The following is a 16,800-nucleotide window of genomic DNA, read 5'->3' as shown; positions in this document are numbered from 1 at the left end:
GACATGTGTTCGGTGCGCGGTACGCACCTGTCCGAGCGGGATAGACGGGAAATACGATCAGTGCAGGTGGGTGCTGTATGGAGGGGCGTGGCCGAGAGATTTGGTGACCTGCCTGGCGATGGAGGAGAGCAGCATCCGCTCGTCCGCGGACGGGAGAGTGCACCCCACAGGGGTGATCAACGCCAGTGAGCGCGCGCAGGCAGCGATCATCTCGGCGGTCAGAACCGTGACGCCATGGCCGCAGAGGACACCGAGCAATCCGGGAAGAACGACCGCGCCGTGATCGAAAGTGTCACCAGGCATGCTCACCACTTGCCGCGCGGGCACCGAATCGCCCACGCAGCCATCGAGATCGACGAGAACATCGTTGTGTTCCATCAGTCGGCGCAGCGGAAACTGGTGCGCATCACTCGCACGCCAGCTGCTGATACCGGCGACACCGGACATCAACAACGTCGGCCCGAGCATCGGAGCTCGATGGGCCCCGGTGATCATCACTTGCCCTACCCGCGGCCCCACGACGAGGTTCCGCAGCGCCGAAATCGTCATCGCGGTCAATGTTGCTGTCACGACGTCGATCTCGGTGACGACCAGCGGGCCGCCACGCTCGGCGACCCCGTGCTGCACGGCTGTGGCAGCATTCGCGTCCAGTCCGCCGACGAAGGCAGCGGAGATCCGCGGTCGCAGGCTCAGTACACGGGCGATCACGGTGTTGACGTCCGCCGTCGCCAAGGGCAACCGAACTGCGTGCAGTGCAGTCCGGTCGCAGATCATGGCGGCGTAGTCCTCCATCGCCTCCCACGGTGACCGCGTCCTGACCGCGGCGCGATGCGATCGGGCCGCCGCAACTCCCACCACCGCGACATCGCCGCGGCTCAAGACTGCACTGTTCGGATGGACGTCGTTGGTCGTCACCGCACGCCACCTCTTTCGAATCGATCAACCGGTCGTCCGGTTACCAGTTCTACAATGTACGTACTTTAGCAATTTCGCAACTGGTGGATAAGTGCAGGAACTAGTCCTGCATGATGTGCGCCCTACCGTGCCTTACCGGCCAGAGCGGGCGGCTCCGGAATCTCCTCGACCAGCATTTCGGCCTGGCCGGCGACCATCCCGGTCAAGATGGCGCGCGCCGTGGTCAACAAATCGGCGACACGCGGCGACGTCAGAGCGTATGAGACGGACAACCCTTCCCGCCGCGCAGTCACCAGACCTGCTCGACGCAGAATGGACAGTTGCTGCGACAGATTGGCCGGCTCGATCCCTACCTCGGGAAGCATCTCCGAGACGGCATGCTCACGCTCGCTCAAGAGCTCGAGGACGCGAATACGTGCGGGGTGTCCCAGCGTCTTGAAGAAATCGGCCTTCATCTGATAAAGCGGCTGGCGCGAGTTCACAACCACGACGCCTCCTGTCACTCGAGTCGGATCGGCGGCATGCGCGTAGGTGTGGCGCGCCGCTGTCCTGCCCCTGCGAATCGAGCGCAGAAGCTCCCACCGGTTGTGGTACTTGCGAATCTTAGCAATTTGCGTGGGTATTCGTCGGCGCAGAGCGGGAAGTGTCGGCCATGGCGAAGACTCAAAGCACAACATGTTTCAGAAAAGGGGCGTCAGTGATTTGAAACATGTTGTGGTATAGCTTTATTCGTCGCCCTGAAAAGGACAAACACGTTCTAATAATTTTTGCTACTCGAGGAGGTACGACAACACATGGGAAATCCTGTGATCGTGGAAGCGGTACGCACTCCCATCGGAAAGCGCGGAGGATGGCTCTCGGGTCTGCACGCCGCCGAACTGCTGGGAGCCGCTCAACGAGGGCTACTCGATCGTGCGGGACTCGATCCGATGCTCGTCGAACAAGTCATCGGGGGGTGCGTCACGCAGGCTGGCGAACAGTCCAACAACGTGACGCGGACCGCATGGCTGCATGCCGGTCTTCCCTGGCAGACCGGGTGTACCACCATCGACTGCCAATGCGGTTCCGCCCAACAGTCGACCCATCTGATCGCCGGTCTGATCGCCACCGATGCGCTCGACGTCGGGATCGGCTGTGGCGTCGAAGCGATGAGCCGGGTGCCCCTCGGCGCCAATGTCGGTGTGCATGCCGGACCTCGTCGTCCTGCCTCCTGGAACATCGACATGCCCGATCAATTCGAGGCCGCCGAACGCATCGCCCGTCGTCGCAATCTGACCCGGGCCGACATCGAAGCCTTCGGTGTGCACTCGCAGGTGAAAGCGCACCGCGCGTGGGCGGAGCACCGTTTCGACACCGAAGTGCTGCCTGTTGGATTCGAGTTTTTTAGGCCTTTCGCTAAACGGGCTTCTGCGAGTGATTTGCGTAGCCGGTCTTGGCGTTCTCATGGGAGTCGAAGGTGAGCTGATCGGTCGACCGATACAGGTGATGTCTGCGCCCTATCGAGCAGTGCCGAGATGCTCGGAAATATCCGAACCCAGCGATGACGAATCGATTTGCACTTGGGGGGTTCGCTGGGTTGAGTTTCGAAAAGTATTTGGCCACTGCATGTGTGGGGGATCACTGCATGTGTGGGTAATGACGCTAAGGGTGCATGCAGGGGAGTCGACCGCACAAGGTCCTGGAGGGATTCAGGACCTTTCGGCCTAGGGACTGGTGCTACCAACTAGAGTGTTCTTTACTCCGAGCTTCTCTGCGAAGAGGTGTCGCTGGACGATCCATCCGGCGACGCTGAGCGCGATCCACGCGGCCGTGGCGAAGATCTGTTGCCAGCCTGGCTGTGGGCTTCGGAGGAATTCGAGCGCGTCCGTGGTCCGTCCCAGCCCGTTGAGGATCATGCTTGCACCTCCGATGGAGGTGAGCCACAGTAGTGCTCGGGCGCGGTATTTGTCTGCCAGGAAGGCTGCGGCGACCGCGACGGCGAGTATGACGATCGCACTCAAAGCCCAGTCGTTGTCTCCGGGTTGAAGCACGTCGGCGGTGCGGGCGCCGGCCATCGCGCCGGCGAGCCCGCCGATGAAGTAGGCGGAGAACTTGAAGACGAGAGTGGTCACGATCCAGGCGCTGACAGCGCCGATGAGTCCGAACAGCAGCAGCGCAGTCAGTGAGGCGTGGAAGAGGTCCGCCATCATCCAGCCGAGCCCGAAACCGATGGCCAACACACCCAGGTGCAGGGAGCGGATGCCGTAGAAGCAGAGCAGGAGCCCGACCAGTAGGACCGCGATTCCGTTCATGTTCACTCCTTGATCGGTGCAGGTCTGCGGATGGTGGCGACAGGACCGGGTCAGACCAAGTTCAGCGAGGTGACCGGTGTCGATTGGTCATTCACGAACCCCTCGCCCGGGAGTCTTCGCCGTTACGCAGAATCCCGGGTGAGGAGTGCGGGTTAGCTCGGCCGTTCCGGGGTGACGATCGCGAAGTTCTTGTCACCTGGTTCGAGCACCGCTGCCAGGCGGCCGAGAACAGAGGCGTCGCCGCTGATTTCGATGCCCGCGTCCGCGAGTCCATCGGCAGAGAGTCCTCCGAGTGCCAAGGCAGGTAGGGCTCGTTTGGTCGTGGTCAGTGTGGCGTCGGCGGAGCCCTTCTGATTGTGAGCGGTGTAGGTGAGCACGCCGTTGGCAAGTCGTAGTCGGTAGCGTTCGTCCACGTCGGTGAGCACGATGTCGATGGATAGTCGCTCGTCCCACGCCTCGGGGCCGTTGACTTGAATGGCGATGGCGTCGAAGAGCATCGCCGGGGTCAGTTGGCCGACGACGTCGGGCGCGGCGGTTTCGGTCGGGGTGCCGAACTGGCCGTCACGCAGTTCTGTGGTACCGGAGAGATACCAGTTGCGCCAGGTACCGTTTTCGGCACCGTAGCCGAGTTGCTCGTAGGCGTCGGCCAGCAGCGCTTTTGCTCCGGCGTGGTCAGGTTCCGCGAACACAACGTGATTGAGTACCTGTGCGACCCAACGGTAATCGCCGGCGTCGAACGAGTCGCGGGCTTTCGTGACGACCGCGTCGACACCACCCATGAATTCGACGTATCGAATGGATTGTTCGACCGGTGTGTGTTCCCACAGACTGGCCGGATTACCGTCGAACCAGCCGATGTAGCGCTGATAGATCGCTTTGACGTTATGGCTGATCGAACCGTAGTAACCTTTTGCGCTCCAGGCATTCTCGAGCGAGGGTGGCAACTGGATCCGCTCGGCGATTTCAGGTCCGGTGAGGCCCTGGTTGATCATGCGCAGCGTCTGATCGTGCACATAGGCGTACAGATCGCGCTGGGTAGACAGGAAGTCGACGACACGTTCCTTGCCCCAGGTCGGCCAGTGGTGCGAGGCGAAGACGACTTCGACGTCGTCACCGAACATGTCGATGGTTTCAGTGAGGTACTGCGACCAGCCGTGGGGATCACGCACGACGGCGCCTCTCAAGGTCAGCAGATTGTGGAAGGTGTGGGTCGCGTCTTCGGCGGCGCACAGCGCCTTGAAATCGGGGAGGTAGATCAACATCTCCGAGGGCGCTTCGGTATCCGGCGCCATTTGGTAGACGAGGCGCACGCCGTCGATGGTGTCCTCGTGTCCGGTGGTGGTGACGATGTCGGTGGGAGCGATGAGCGTGACGGTTCCGATGGACACGGTCTGTCCCAATCCGCCGCCAACCTGTCCCTGTGGGCCGCGGGCCAGTGCAGCGCCGTACATGTAGCCGGCGCGTCGCCCCATCGCGGTTCCCGCGTAGACGTTCTCGGAGACGGCGTGTTCGACGAATCCTTCCGGTGCAATGATTTTCACCGCCCCGGAGTCAACTTCCTCTTGCGAGACGAAACCTTTGACACCCCCGAAATGGTCGACGTGCGAGTGGGTGTAGATGATCGCTTTGATCGGCCGGTCGCCGCGATGTTCTCGATAGAGTTCGAGGGCAGCTTTACCTGTTTCGGCGCAGAGCAAGGTGTCGATGACGATGACCCCCTCGTCACCTTCGATGAAGGAGGTATTCGACAAGTCCATTCCGCGGACCTGATAGATGCCCGGGACTACTTCGAACAATCCGGCGATGGCAACGAGTTGGGATTGCCGCCACAGACTCGGATTGACGGTGTCGGGTGCGTCGCCTTGCAGGAACGAATAGGTGTCGTTGTCCCAGAGGACGGTTCCGTCCTCGGCGGTGACCGCGTTCGGTTGGCGGCGGCCGACAAGGCCGCGGTGTGCGTCGTCGAAATCCTGCGTATCGGAGAACGGCAGACTCTCGAGGAGTGCCTTCTGCTGGCGGATGATTGACTCGGATGCCGCATTCGATGTCGTAGCCATACCGACAGTGTGGAGCGCGGTGGGCATGTTTCACTTCACCTGTTAGGGGTGATTGACGGCCGACGAAGTCTCGAACGGTGAAGTCGTGCAACAGCGTGACGCGCCCGTGCGCCGGCACGGCGCGGGTGTATCGGCGGATAGATCAAGCTCAGGGTCGACCTCAAGGTGAAGTAGCTACGCAGTAGTCGAAAGCACAGGTAGCCAGGCACGTATTTCACCGAGCTCGGTTGCCAGATCAAGCAATCCGTCCGGGGTAGGTTCCGGCGGCCTCGTCGACGGCGGCGATGGTGTCGCCGCCATCGTGCGGTCGAGTCGGCGACACTCGATGAGTTGGCCGTTGAGCTGAACATCGAGGATCCAGGTGAGATCGTCCGGGGGCGAGGGAATCTGCATGACGACCCGAATCGATTGCGGAATACAGTGACCTTGGCAGATCAGCGAGGGAGTATCCGATCCGCCAGCGATGCTGTCGGTGATCTGCACGGGCCGTGGTGTCGGCGCCGAGCGAGTCCACGGGAACTTCGTTGCCGACGGCAGGTACCGTGCGTAGCGCCTGTGGGTCGCTGCGATCGGAATCGGACGTGGACACCACCGGTCTGGTCAGAAACCGGAGATGAGATCACCGTTTGGTTGGGTGATCGTCACAACCGGCGAGCCCTCGAATCTTCCGAGGGCTATGGCCTCGTCCGGGCCTTCGGGTGCGGACCATCCGAGCCCGGTCACCGCATCGCCGGGACCGACGATCACGGTATTCTCTGCGCCGGCGTCCGGCAGGACATTCGAGTACGTCACCAGATAGCCCGCTCGCGTCAGTGCGCCATTCGTCTCCCGCGTCGGCGAGCACGATGGTCAGGTGTTACTACCCCTGAGTTTTACATTGCGAGGTCGACGTTGAAGAAAGGTGACGGTCTCGTCTGGTCTCCTGCATCGGTTCCAGGAGGCGAGTATGTCAGCGCGGACATGGCGCAGACGGGCGTGGAATGCCGAAACAGTCAGTCACGTAAAGCAATATGGGCGGAGGGCGGCGATAGGCCCGCCATCCCGATAGAAGTCACGAACTCCGGGCTCGGCGGTCGTAAACACTAGTGAGACGGAAGTCGTCGAGCGCAGCGAGTGTCGTGTGGTGTGGGCGATTCGCCGGCTGCTGGTGGTGGCAGCCGACGAATCGGGTGTATCCCTTGCTCGCGTGTGGGGATGCCGCAGGCCGTTTTCCGGTTGGTGCTCACCTGGGGAAGGCCCTGGTCGGCGACTCGTTGCGTGTGCAGCTCTCCGCCGTGAAGTTGGCTACCCGTCGAGGGTTGCGGTGAAACGGAACTGTCAGCTTGCACCCTTGGGCGTAGCCGGAGCAGGCGGACAGTGAGCGGCTAGCTGAGTTGCCTCGCCGCGTGCTGCGCGAGGGTGTGACGTGAAGCCGGGGCGCGCGCGGTCAGTGGGGCTCGGCCGAGGTGGCTCCGACGAGGCTGAGCAGTGGTCGTAGCGGGTGACGTTGCTCAGCACTGCTGGTGCAGGTTGTTCGGTGGTCGTGATGGATGTGGTGGCGCCGCTGGGGTGGGATCCAGGGTCCTTCGTAGACGAGGTTGCCACAGTGGCGGCATTGTGTGCGGAAGTATCCCTTGTCCATCGACGGTTATGGGCCTTTCGGTGATGTGCATCTGAATCGAATCGTATTGTACTGCAGGCTGTCCCGCATTTTATGCGTTTGGCGGGTGGTGTAAATCCAATTTGATGCTTCGAGGAAGCGGGTGTCGGTTCGGTAACCTGTCGTCATCAGGGGGGAGGTGATCATCGCACGCAGCTTGAAGAGGAGTAGGGCGCTCACTGTTTCGATGGGGTGAGAAGGACTGCGAGGAGGTCAGGTGCTGGTTGCGCAGCGAGAACGTCACCAGGTCGGTGGTCGGTCAGATCGGCGGGCGAGGTGTAGAAGCTGTCGGACAACGCGGCCGGGTAGAGATCGGCGACGCACTCGCTGGCGGGTCGACGGCAACGACCGCAGCGGTGCCTGCCGCACAAGCGGCCAGGAGCGCAGCGATAGTTTCCGGCGTGTGATCTCGATGGTGTGAGGCGCATTCCTCAGTTTTCGTCAAAGTCCGAGCGCAGCGCATCGCTCACGAAGTCGCACTCGCCGCTACGACGAGCATCACCCAGTTTCTGTCCGTTCGAGCAAGTACAGATCCAATGCCCGCATCACCAGGAAATTCAGCGGAACCACCCGCGAGTTCCGCGGTTTCGCCCACACCGCCATTGGAATTCTCTCGACGCACCCACACGCACCACGTTTCCGGCCGTGATGCACCGCATTGTCCGGCAGTAGATGCAGATCACTTGATTTTGCATGAGGATCGCAGCCGGGGTGCGCACGTGCAGCAAACCAGTAGCCGCCTCGAAACTCGCCGACATGACCGAAATCGCGGCTATCGGCTTCACCGGCCGTGTGCACATGCGCAACGGAGACAGGCATAGGTTAGGGAATGCTCCAATCATGAACGTCGATGGCTCCGAGTTCTTCTGTAGCGGAATCGAAGTCGCTGTAGATCTGGTGTTCCTCGAAACTTTCTTGGATGGCGATCTGTGCACTCTCAGGCAGGGTGTGCATGATCTGGCGGACACGTTCCTGACGGCGACCGACGGCCTGACGCTCCGGGTTACCGGGCGTTGCCTTCATCTGCGGAACGATGCCCTCGACATCGTCGACACCACCGGCGTGGTGACCGGCGTCGACGAGCGCCTGCTCGTGCGCCATCTGAGCCTCGTCCTTCTCCTCCGACATACCGATCGGACCGATCATGGTGCCGTTGAGGAACTGTTTGACGACGGGCTCGTCCGACGTGAGGAGTACCTCACGCGGGCCGAACATGACAAGTTGGCGACGGAAAAGCATGCCGATGTTGTCCGGCACGGTTCGTGCGAGGTTGATGTTGTGCGACACGATTAGAATCGTGGCGTCGCTCTGCGCGTTGATGTCGATGAGCGTCTGGCTGATGTAGGTGGTGCGAACCGGGTCGAGGCCGGAGTCCGGCTCGTCGACGAGGATGATTTCGGGATCGAGAACGAGCGCCCGCGCCAAACCTGCACGTTTACGCATACCACCGGAGATCTCGCCGGGGAGCTTTTCCTCGGCGCCGACGAGACCCGTCAGATCGAGCTTCTCCATCACGATCTTGCGGATGTCCGACTCGGACTTCTTGGTGTGTTCGCGCAATGGGAAAGCGATGTTGTCGTACAAGTTCATGGAACCGAAAAGTGCGCCGTCCTGGAAGAGCACACCGAACAACTTGCGAATCTCATAGAGTTCCTTGGACGAGCACTGGAGGATGTCCGTGCCGTCGATCAGGATGGAGCCCTGTTCCGGGCGGAGTAGTCCGATCAGGGACTTCAAAAATACCGACTTACCGGTGCCCGACGGTCCCAGAAGAGCACTGACCTCTCCGGCAGGGAGCGTCAACGACACATCCTGCCAAATCCTTTGCGAGCCGAAAGACTTGGTCAGGTCGCTGACTGAAACTTCGACACCCATCGCGTGACTTCCTTACATCGATTCGTGAACGGGGGAATTCGGGTAGTTGATGCCGGGGCTCAGATCGGGGTCATTTCGGTGATCTGCCAACCGTTGTCGTCGAGGTGCAGCGAAACCTGGATACGGCTGCCGTCCAGCTTGGGGGCGGGACTGTCAGTGCTGGTGGTCGACTGGTTGACGAACATCAGCACGGTGGCGGCATCGGTGTCGGACGAGACTACAGAAGATTCCACGACAGTGGCCGAGGTGACTACCTGTCGCTTCTTCGCGGACGGGATGATGATGTCTTTGCTTACGCTCTCGAACTGAGTGCGGAAGTCGCCCCCGAGATGCGCGAGTGCGCTGGTGAAGTGGTCGTCGACGGTGTTGAAGTCGTAGGACAGGATGTCGGGGACCATTTGCGTGGCCTGCGTGAGGGCTTGCTGCCGGGTGTCTTCCTGGCTGCGGCCTTCGTAGGCGAGGATTGTCAGCGTCGCACTGGCGATTGTCACCGCGACCGTCAGGACGCCGAGGCCGGCGACCACCAGGGTGCGTTTGCGGCTGCTCCACGTGTTGAGGAACGAGGTGATGCGAGAGATGTAGGTAATCATGCGACGAACTCCACGTTGGATACCAGCCAGCGACCGTCGACCTGGTCGAGTGTCATTTTCATGCGGTAGACCCGCAGCTCACCGTCGGGTGCCTCGGTGTTCTTGACCGTCGATGTGACTGCCGCGAGGACGGTGGCGTGATCGTCTGTCGCGTCGATGATTCCGACGGACTTCACTTCCCCGGTGGACTCGACCTGTCCCTCGTTCAGCACATCACCGAAACCACCTGAGGAGGTGGTGAACTGGTCGTGGAATGTTCCGGTAGTGCCGTCGGAGACCCTCTGGATATCCTCCTTGAGGCTCTGGTGGCGGAGGGTTACCAGATTGGTGGCCATCTGTGTGGCGGTATCGAGGATGGTGATGTCGCGGGATGCGGCTGTTTCCGTAGTCCGCCAGTCGTTCCACGAGTTTATCCCCAAAACAGTGCCCGCCAGCACGAGAGCACCGGCGAACACGATTGCAGCGAGGGTAATACGGCCGGTCTGTCGGCTTGCGGAGTCGCCGGAATCGGTGGTGTGAGTGTGTGTTTCGGGTTGGTCGAGGACGTTTTCGTCGTCGATCGTCTCGGTGGCTAACGCAGTAGCAGACTTTGCCATGTCAGTTCCTCCTTGGACCGGGTGGGGGTTGTGGCGTCGATGGAGTACAGGGTGCCGTCTGGGGCTCGGAACGTGCCGGTGATCGGGTCGTAGGGTGAAGTGGTGATCGCCGGCGTTTTGCTGATGTCCCAGGAGGCTGGGGTTGCCGTGACGGGCGTCGGCTGAGAGCTGTCGGACTGTTCGGGCGTCGTGGGCGGTTCCCCCGGCGCCGGGGTGTAGGGCTGCCCTGGCCGAGCCAGCATCTGCGGCCAGTTCGACGGCAGGCCGCCTGGGCATTCCCCGACCTCGGCCGTGCGCACAGCAGGGTCGGTGGCGCAGGGGAGGTTGCGAGCACCACGGACCACACGGGGCTCGTTCGGGGGCAACTTGCAGTACGGGTCGATGGCCGGTTCGGCAGGGGACAGATCGCCGGGGTCCCGGCGCTGGGTCTGTCCGTATCCTTCGGTGCAGGGCAGGGGATTAGCGGTGTTGCCCAGCTTGATATCGAGAGGTCCCTGGCCGTAGGTGCGGTCTGCGCCCTGCACGCCCAGATGTGAGTAGTTGATCGCGGCCGACAACGCCGGATAGACCACCAAAATCTGGCGCAGACCGGGTAAGTTGACCCGCAACACTTCACCTGTGCTCTGCAGGTTCGCCAACAGCAGCGGCAGCGACGGTTGGAGATCGGTCATAGTTCCGCCGAATGCGTCGAAGAATGCGGGGCCGCTGTCCAATGCTCCGCGAATCTGTGTGTCATTCATGGTCAGCTGCTCGGTGAACGAGGCCAGATCGGTGGCGAAGCTGGTGATGTCCGAGCCGGCCTCGTTGGCTGCAGCGAGGACAGGCTCGGCGTCGTCGATCAAGGTGGTGGTCGGTGTCAGGTTCGCTTGCGCGAGCGCGATGAGTGGGCGGGTGGAGTCGATCAGCTGGGACAGGGCGGTGCCGGCACCATCGAAAGCAATGTACGCCTCGTCGACGGTGGTCTTCAGGTCCTCCTTGGGCAGTCCTTCCAGGAGGGTGTTCACCTCGTCGACCACTTTCGCGGCTGGCACGGGCAGGGTGGTGCGGGATCGATCGATGACGTCGCCGTCGCCCAGGAATGGTCCCTCGGAGGTAGTCGGCATCAGATCGACGTACTGCTCACCGATCGCTGACACGCTGCGTACGTATGCATCGGTCGCCTGGGGAATCTTGTGGTCTGAGTCCAGCTGCATATGCACGGTCACGTGGTCGGGGTTCACGTCGAGGGATTCGACGACGCCGACGTCGACGCCGCGGTAGGTGACGAGCGCGTTCGGGTAGAGTCCGCCAGCTCGTTCGAGTTCGACATCCACCGAGTACATTCCGATACCTGAAAATCGCTTCAACCCCATGTAGCTGTAGACGGAGTTACCGACGGCGACGATTGCGACAACGGTGAAAATGACGAGTTGGGTGCGGACAAGTTTCGTGCGCATCAACGCTGACCTCCCTGCTGTTGGGGTGTCCCGACGGCAGGAAGTGCGGCCGGGTGCGACTCGGTGGGTGCCAGCAGCGGGTTGGCGGCTTGTCTGGCCGGGTTGAGGCCGGCCAGCTCGGAAAACGGAATGCTGCCGAGCACCTTTCCGCCCACTGTCTCGGCGCTCACATCGAGGGTGAGGAACAGGTTCACGTAGTCACCACGCGCCGCGCGCTCGGTGGTTTCGATCGGGAACGGCATGGTCGCGGCGATCTTGAGCGCCTCGGGGATCGAATCCCCGACGGAGGCGAGTTGACTCAATGTGGGCTGCAACGCGGTGAGATTGGCGTGCAGATTCGCCCGGCTGCTGTCGAGCACCTCAGTGGCGACTTGGCCGAACTCACCGACGCTGGTCAGCATCGTCGTCAGTTGCTTTTGCTGGTCGTTGAGCACTTGTATGGCCGGGGTGATGGTCTCGATGCCTCGGTCGAGTGTTCCGTTCTGCGCTGCCAACTCGCCGCCGAGCCGGTCGAGCCCGTCGATAGCGCGCACGATGTCGGCTCGCTGCTGATCGAGTCCGCCCATAAAGGTCTCCAAGTTCCCGAAGAGCTCATGCAGATTCTGCTCCCGACCGTCCAGGACACGAACGAGTTCGGAGGTCACCGTGCGGACCTGCTGTAGCCCACTGCCGTTGAGAACCAGGGACAGGGCGGACAGAACTTCTTCAGTGGAGGCGTACTGACTGGTACGGGACAGGGGGATGATGGCTCCGTCCTGCAGGGTTCCCGTTGGCTCTTCTGCGGCTGGAACCGTCAGTTCCAGATACTGCGAGCCGAGCACACTGTTCTGTGTCAGCTTCGCAGTGACGTTCGCTGGGATCGCGGCGTCGTCGCGCAGCTCGAGTGTCAGGTGAGCGATCCAATCCTCTCCACCGATGCGAGCGATATTCCCGACGATGACGTTGTCCGCCTTGACCGGCGAGTTGCCAACCAGATTCTGGATGTCAGCGAGCTCGACTGTGACTTCGTAGGTCTCGCCGCCGACGGCGTTTCCTGGTAGCGGGATGGAATTGATGCCGTCGAATCGACATCCGGTGGCTGTCACCGCGATCCCGAGTGCCAAGGCCGAGCAGGTGGCGAGCTGTTTGATCGAAATCATCGGGTTCCTCCACTCGGAGCTGGTGCGCCAGCGCCTTGGACCAGGCCGTTGGCGAGTGTTCCTGTGGCCTTGATGCATTCGTCGGCCGGAGCGTCGACTGTGGTGAGAAGGGCACAGATCAATGACCGTGGGTCGGGGGTATCGGAAACGGCTATCGCGGCTGTCAGCGAGTTCGAGTCGGGGTCGTAGATGTTGTAGAAATTCGTCAGCGAGGTTGGAGCGGAGTGCAGTATCGAGGCGAGCGCGTCCTCGCGGTCGACTAGCTGGCGGGTGATGTCGGTGAGCTTACCCACGTCGGTGGTCAGTGCTCCGCGATTGTTTTGGAGGAACTGGGTGACCTCGTTGAAGGTTGTGAGCATGCTGTTGAGCAGGGCATCGAGTTCGGTGCGGTTGTCGTTGAGTACCGACGACGTGGTGGCGAGTTCCCTACTGAAGGCCGTGATTTGCTGCTCGTTGGCGGCCAGTGCGCTGGTGAACGACTGCAGATTCCGGACGGAGGCGAACAGGTCCTCCCCGCCCTTGCTGAGCGTGGTGGTCGCGTCGGCGAGCTGGACGAGGGAATCGTGCAGGGTCTGGCCGTTGCCGCGCAGGGTGTCTGCGGTGTTCGCCACGAAGTCGTTTAGTGATCCGTCTGGGTTCTCAGGCGTGCGGCCGACGTCCTGCGCGAGTTTGACGACTTGCTCCTTGACCTCGTCGAACTCCATTGGTATCGCGGTGCGTTCGACGGGGATCATCTGTCCGTCCTGCATCTTCTCGCCCTCGGTGTAGGCCGGCGCGAGCTGGATGTATCGGCCGGTGACCAGGACCGGTGCCACGATCACTGCCTGTGCGTCAACCGGGACGTCGTAGTCGCCGTCGTATTCGAACTCGACCCGGACGCGATCACCTTCCGGAATGATCTCGTTGACCCGGCCGACAGGGACGCCGAGGATCATGACGCGGTCGCCGACATATAGTCCTGTCGTGCTCCGAAAGTAAGCGGAGACCTGGTGGGTGGCGTTGGTAGCGACCCAGGTCCCAGTTCCGGCCACGACGGCGACCACGACCACGATGAGCAGCAGAACTTTCGCCGGCATACGAGTGGGCTTGCGTGTCCCCTTCATCGAGGACCTCCGAGACTGCCGGGAAGCTGACCTGCAAGATTCGCGGGCAGAATGTTCTGCAGAAGCGCCCCGAAAAATGGCCCGCTGCCCACGACGTCACCGATTTGCTTGGAATAGCGTTCGAGACCGGTTAGGGAGGCGTTGATGTTGTCGTAGTTGTTGTTCAAGGTGGTCACCAGGATGTCCACCTGCGAGAGGGTGGGTGTGAGGGTGCCTTCGTTGTCCCGCTTCAACGCGGTGAGTTCGTCGGCGATCTGCCGGGCCTGCACGAGGATGTTGTGGATAGAGTCGGCCCGCTGATTGAGCGTGGAGAACAGGGACTGACCCTGGCCGAGCAGTTGGGCGACACGCTGACTGCGGTCGGAGAGGACGTTGCTGACGCCTGCGGTGTTGGTCAGCAGGTGACGCAGTTCGGCATCGCGACTGGCCACCGTCTCGGACAACCGGGACAGTCCAGTCAGTGACGACTGCAGGTCGGGGGGGAGAGCCTGTTCGACCTGCGAGAGCTGATCGAGAGCGCCGGACAGATCGACGGTGTCCGTCTTGGAAACCTTGTCGGTCACTTCTTCGAGCGATCGTGTCAGGTCATATCCGGACGTGGTGTTGGCGAGCGGAATCGTGCCGCCTCGACCGAGCTCCCCGCCGCCTCCCGGCGCGAGTTCGAGATACCGGCGTCCGAGCACAGTCTCGACCTTGATAGTGGCATGGGTGTCGTCACCGAGGCGTATATCGCCGCTGTCGGCATCGAATTCGACGTCGACCTTGTCTCCGTCCAGCGAGATCTTCCGCACCTCGCCGACCTTGACACCGGCGATCTGGGTGGTGTCACCCACCGCCAGACCGCTCGCGTCGCCGAACTCGGCGTGATACGTCTTCGCAGCGATACCGGGCATCGTGTCGAAGTTGAGGGCGAGGGCGATTGCACCGACGAGGATGAGGGTGCCTACGACGCCGATACGGATCGGGTTCCGTTCGAGGAATGACTTAGTCATCATTATTTACACCTTTCGGCGGGCGCGGTGAACATCGGCGTGACTCCGCCTGGTCCCTGCGCGTACTTGACCGCCAGCCCGCACACGAACAGGTTCATATAGCTTCCGTATCCACCGGCCCGACCAGTCAGGCGGTAGTTCTCGGGCAGCTTGGCCAAGATCATGTTTAGGGTGTCGGTCTTGGCATTGAGTCGACCGGCCAGGTCGCCGAGGGCCGATACGTCCTGCGCGATGGCGGGACGGTTCTCGGTAAGAACCTCGGCCAATGTCTTGGATGCGTCGTCGATCTGTCCCAAGGAGCGGCTGATCAGTCCCCGGTCGTCGTTGAGACCTGCGACTAGGTGCTGCAGCTGATCGACGAGCGCCCCGAACTGGTCGTGCCGGCTATTTACGGTGCCGAGAACGGTGTTGAAGTTGGTGATCACCTGACCGATGGCCTGATCGCGGTCAGCGAGGGTGTTAGTGAGGGTGTCGACTTGGGTGATCAGCGTGCTGATACTCGATTCCTGACCGTTGAGGACCTGGACCAGAGAGGTGGACAATTGGTTGGTCTGGTCCGGGTCCAGGCCCTGGAGAAGGGGACGGAAACCGTTGACGACCTGGTCAAGATCCAGAGCGGAGGTCGTCTGCGCGAGTGGGATGGGGCCGTCGAGCGGACGCGGATCGAATGCACCCTGGGACAGGTCGACATATCGGTCCCCGATCAGGTTCTTGTACTTGATCTTCGCTTCGGTGGCAGAGGTCAGCGGCCGCTCGGTGGACAGAGAGAAGGTGACCACGGCCGTGCTGTCCGAGTTGAGAGCGACATCGGTGACCTTGCCCATTGGCACTCCCGCCACCCGGACGTCTGCACCGCTCCCGATTCCGGAAGCGCTGGAGAAGACTGCACTGTAAGTGTGTGTGCTGCCGAACCGAAGATTGCCGACCAGTGTGGCGACACCGAACCCGGTCAGCATGGTCACCAACACGAAGATCAGCAACTTGAATACCGGTGTGCTTTTGGTCATCGCAGACCTCCCAGGAAGAACTGCGCGAAGGGGTTCCCGATCAGATCCGTCGGGGTCCGTGCGGGACGATATGCGTTACTGCCGTCATCAAAGTTGGTGTGCCCCTGCGGCTGTGTCCAGTCGTAGCAGGCAACGGGACCGTCCGCCTGCACCACTGGTAGGTTGGCCGGGTTCGTATACGGCGGGTCGCCCATCAACAGGGTGCCGAGGATGTTCAACCCCGGCATATCGCTTCCCCCGAGCGTCCGTTCGAGGTAGGTATTGGACTGCTTCAGGCTTTCGACGAAGCAGGGAAGGGCTGGCGCGCGCTCGGCGAGCAGGTCCGTGGTCGGCGCCAACGATGACAGGGATTCTTTCAGCGGTGCGCCGGCGGCGTCGAGCAAGGAATGACCGCTGTTGCCGAAGCCGGTAAAGCTGAGGATGAACGCGTTGAGTTGGTCTTGGCGTTCGGTGATCGTCGTCGCGGTGGTGCTGGCGTGATCGACAGTTGCCATGAGGTCAGGAGTCGCGGCTGCGAGGATGTCGGTGGTCTGTGCGCCTTGCGCAAGGTCACGTTGCAGTGTGGGGATGCTGTCGTTGAAACTCGACAGATAGGTGTCGAGGTCGACCAAGGTGTCGCCGAGTTTGTCGCCGCGGCCGTGGAGCGACGTCGCCAACGCATTCAAGGTCCCGTTGACCTTCTCCGGTTCAACGGTGCGTAACACCGTAACCAATGATTCGAGCAGATCGTTGATTTCCGTCGCAACCTGCCCGGTCGACAGCACAGTTCCCGCCGAGATCGACTCGGGGGAGGGAGATTCGGGTTGCATGAGGGTTACGAACTTGCGGCCGAACAGGGTCGTGGGATCTACTGCCGCAGAGACGTTCGCTGCGATCGAGGACGCACGGTTTTTGTCGATGTCCATCGATATCTCGGCGTGTCCGTCGACCAGTTTCACGTCGATGACGCGGCCGACGACGACCTCGCGCATCTTTACGTCGGATCCGGGTTCGAGCGACAATCCGGCGCGGGTCGCATACAGCTTGACGGGGATGGCCGAGGTGAAGCTTCCCCGGTAGACGGCGATCGAGGTCGCCGTCGCGAGCGCTCCTACCACGATCAGGACCAGGCCGAGTGTGACGTAGGCCTTGCGGCTGTGTTCTGTCAGATGTCCACTCAT

At 61.8% G+C, this 16,800-nt stretch carries 16 protein-coding genes and 1 pseudogene; 2 read left to right on the top strand and 15 right to left on the bottom strand.

Annotated elements, in window-relative coordinates; translation table 11 throughout:
* Positions 1-57: 57 nt before the first annotated feature.
* Positions 58-915 carry a hypothetical protein gene (locus AOT96_RS30785; RefSeq protein ID WP_042920135.1) on the bottom strand — a complete coding sequence of 286 codons (858 nt, stop codon included), beginning with the start codon at positions 913-915 and terminating at the stop codon, positions 58-60.
* Positions 916-1,037: 122 nt separating this feature from the next.
* Complete coding sequence (locus AOT96_RS30780) at positions 1,038-1,403, bottom strand: ArsR/SmtB family transcription factor (RefSeq protein WP_019747233.1); 366 nt, start codon at positions 1,401-1,403, stop codon at positions 1,038-1,040.
* 306 nt (positions 1,404-1,709) lie between these two features.
* Between AOT96_RS30780 and AOT96_RS34965 the strand changes: the two are divergent.
* Positions 1,710-2,285 (top strand): annotated as a pseudogene (locus tag AOT96_RS34965) (steroid 3-ketoacyl-CoA thiolase); the annotation flags it as partial.
* A 333-nt stretch (positions 2,286-2,618) separates the two neighbouring features.
* On the opposite strand, the gene AOT96_RS30770 reads toward AOT96_RS34965, so the two are convergent.
* From AOT96_RS30770 to AOT96_RS30755, 4 genes are all read right to left on the bottom strand, one after another.
* Entirely contained in the window at positions 2,619-3,206 is a 588-nt protein-coding gene (locus tag AOT96_RS30770; RefSeq protein WP_058228374.1) for a DUF4203 domain-containing protein, read from the bottom strand.
* A gap of 152 nt (positions 3,207-3,358) precedes the next feature.
* Entirely contained in the window at positions 3,359-5,263 is a 1,905-nt protein-coding gene (locus AOT96_RS30765) for an alkyl/aryl-sulfatase (protein WP_042920323.1), read from the bottom strand.
* Between the two features lie 174 nt (positions 5,264-5,437).
* Positions 5,438-5,746 (bottom strand): hypothetical protein, encoded by a 309-nt coding sequence (locus AOT96_RS35490; RefSeq protein WP_058228373.1) that lies wholly within the window; start codon positions 5,744-5,746, stop codon positions 5,438-5,440.
* Positions 5,747-5,863: 117 nt separating this feature from the next.
* Entirely contained in the window at positions 5,864-6,055 is a 192-nt protein-coding gene (locus AOT96_RS30755; protein WP_042920127.1) for a hypothetical protein, read from the bottom strand.
* A 1,071-nt stretch (positions 6,056-7,126) separates the two neighbouring features.
* On the opposite strand from AOT96_RS30755, the gene AOT96_RS35485 reads away from it, so the two are divergent.
* Positions 7,127-7,309 (top strand): hypothetical protein, encoded by a 183-nt coding sequence (locus AOT96_RS35485; RefSeq protein WP_128637843.1) that lies wholly within the window; start codon positions 7,127-7,129, stop codon positions 7,307-7,309.
* A gap of 415 nt (positions 7,310-7,724) precedes the next feature.
* Here AOT96_RS35485 and AOT96_RS30745 read toward each other — a convergent pair whose 3' ends face one another.
* From AOT96_RS30745 to AOT96_RS30705, 9 genes are read right to left on the bottom strand one after another with little or no spacing between them, the layout of a single operon-like run.
* Complete coding sequence (locus AOT96_RS30745; protein ID WP_042920120.1) at positions 7,725-8,777, bottom strand: ABC transporter ATP-binding protein; 1,053 nt, start codon at positions 8,775-8,777, stop codon at positions 7,725-7,727.
* Between the two features lie 59 nt (positions 8,778-8,836).
* Positions 8,837-9,367: a hypothetical protein gene (locus tag AOT96_RS30740; protein WP_042920118.1), complete on the bottom strand. Its 531-nt coding sequence runs from the start codon at positions 9,365-9,367 to the stop codon at positions 8,837-8,839.
* Positions 9,364-9,963: a hypothetical protein gene (locus AOT96_RS30735; RefSeq protein WP_042920115.1), complete on the bottom strand. Its 600-nt coding sequence runs from the start codon at positions 9,961-9,963 to the stop codon at positions 9,364-9,366. The genes AOT96_RS30740 and AOT96_RS30735 overlap by 4 nt, the downstream gene beginning before the upstream one ends.
* Positions 9,939-11,399 (bottom strand): MCE family protein, encoded by a 1,461-nt coding sequence (locus tag AOT96_RS30730; protein WP_042920112.1) that lies wholly within the window; start codon positions 11,397-11,399, stop codon positions 9,939-9,941. The genes AOT96_RS30735 and AOT96_RS30730 overlap by 25 nt, the downstream gene beginning before the upstream one ends.
* Positions 11,399-12,538 carry an MCE family protein gene (locus tag AOT96_RS30725; RefSeq protein ID WP_042920109.1) on the bottom strand — a complete coding sequence of 380 codons (1,140 nt, stop codon included), beginning with the start codon at positions 12,536-12,538 and terminating at the stop codon, positions 11,399-11,401. The genes AOT96_RS30730 and AOT96_RS30725 overlap by 1 nt, the downstream gene beginning before the upstream one ends.
* On the bottom strand, positions 12,535-13,641 hold the full coding sequence (locus AOT96_RS30720; RefSeq protein WP_042920106.1) for an MCE family protein: 1,107 nt from the start codon (positions 13,639-13,641) through the stop codon (positions 12,535-12,537). The genes AOT96_RS30725 and AOT96_RS30720 overlap by 4 nt, the downstream gene beginning before the upstream one ends.
* Positions 13,638-14,636, bottom strand: a complete 999-nt coding sequence (locus AOT96_RS30715; RefSeq protein WP_042920103.1) for an MCE family protein — start codon at positions 14,634-14,636, stop codon at positions 13,638-13,640. Before AOT96_RS30715 ends, AOT96_RS30720 begins: the two co-directional genes overlap by 4 nt.
* Complete coding sequence (locus tag AOT96_RS30710) at positions 14,636-15,640, bottom strand: MCE family protein (RefSeq protein WP_042920102.1); 1,005 nt, start codon at positions 15,638-15,640, stop codon at positions 14,636-14,638. Before AOT96_RS30710 ends, AOT96_RS30715 begins: the two co-directional genes overlap by 1 nt.
* A complete protein-coding gene (locus AOT96_RS30705; RefSeq protein WP_058228372.1) occupies positions 15,637-16,800 on the bottom strand; it encodes an MCE family protein in 1,164 nt (387 codons plus the stop codon). The genes AOT96_RS30710 and AOT96_RS30705 overlap by 4 nt, the downstream gene beginning before the upstream one ends.

Source organism: Rhodococcus sp. 008 (assembly GCF_001682295.1).
Classification (GTDB): domain Bacteria; phylum Actinomycetota; class Actinomycetes; order Mycobacteriales; family Mycobacteriaceae; genus Rhodococcus_F; species Rhodococcus_F qingshengii.
Note: the sequence above shows the minus strand (reverse complement) of the source record. Positions and strands in the feature narration are given on the sequence as shown.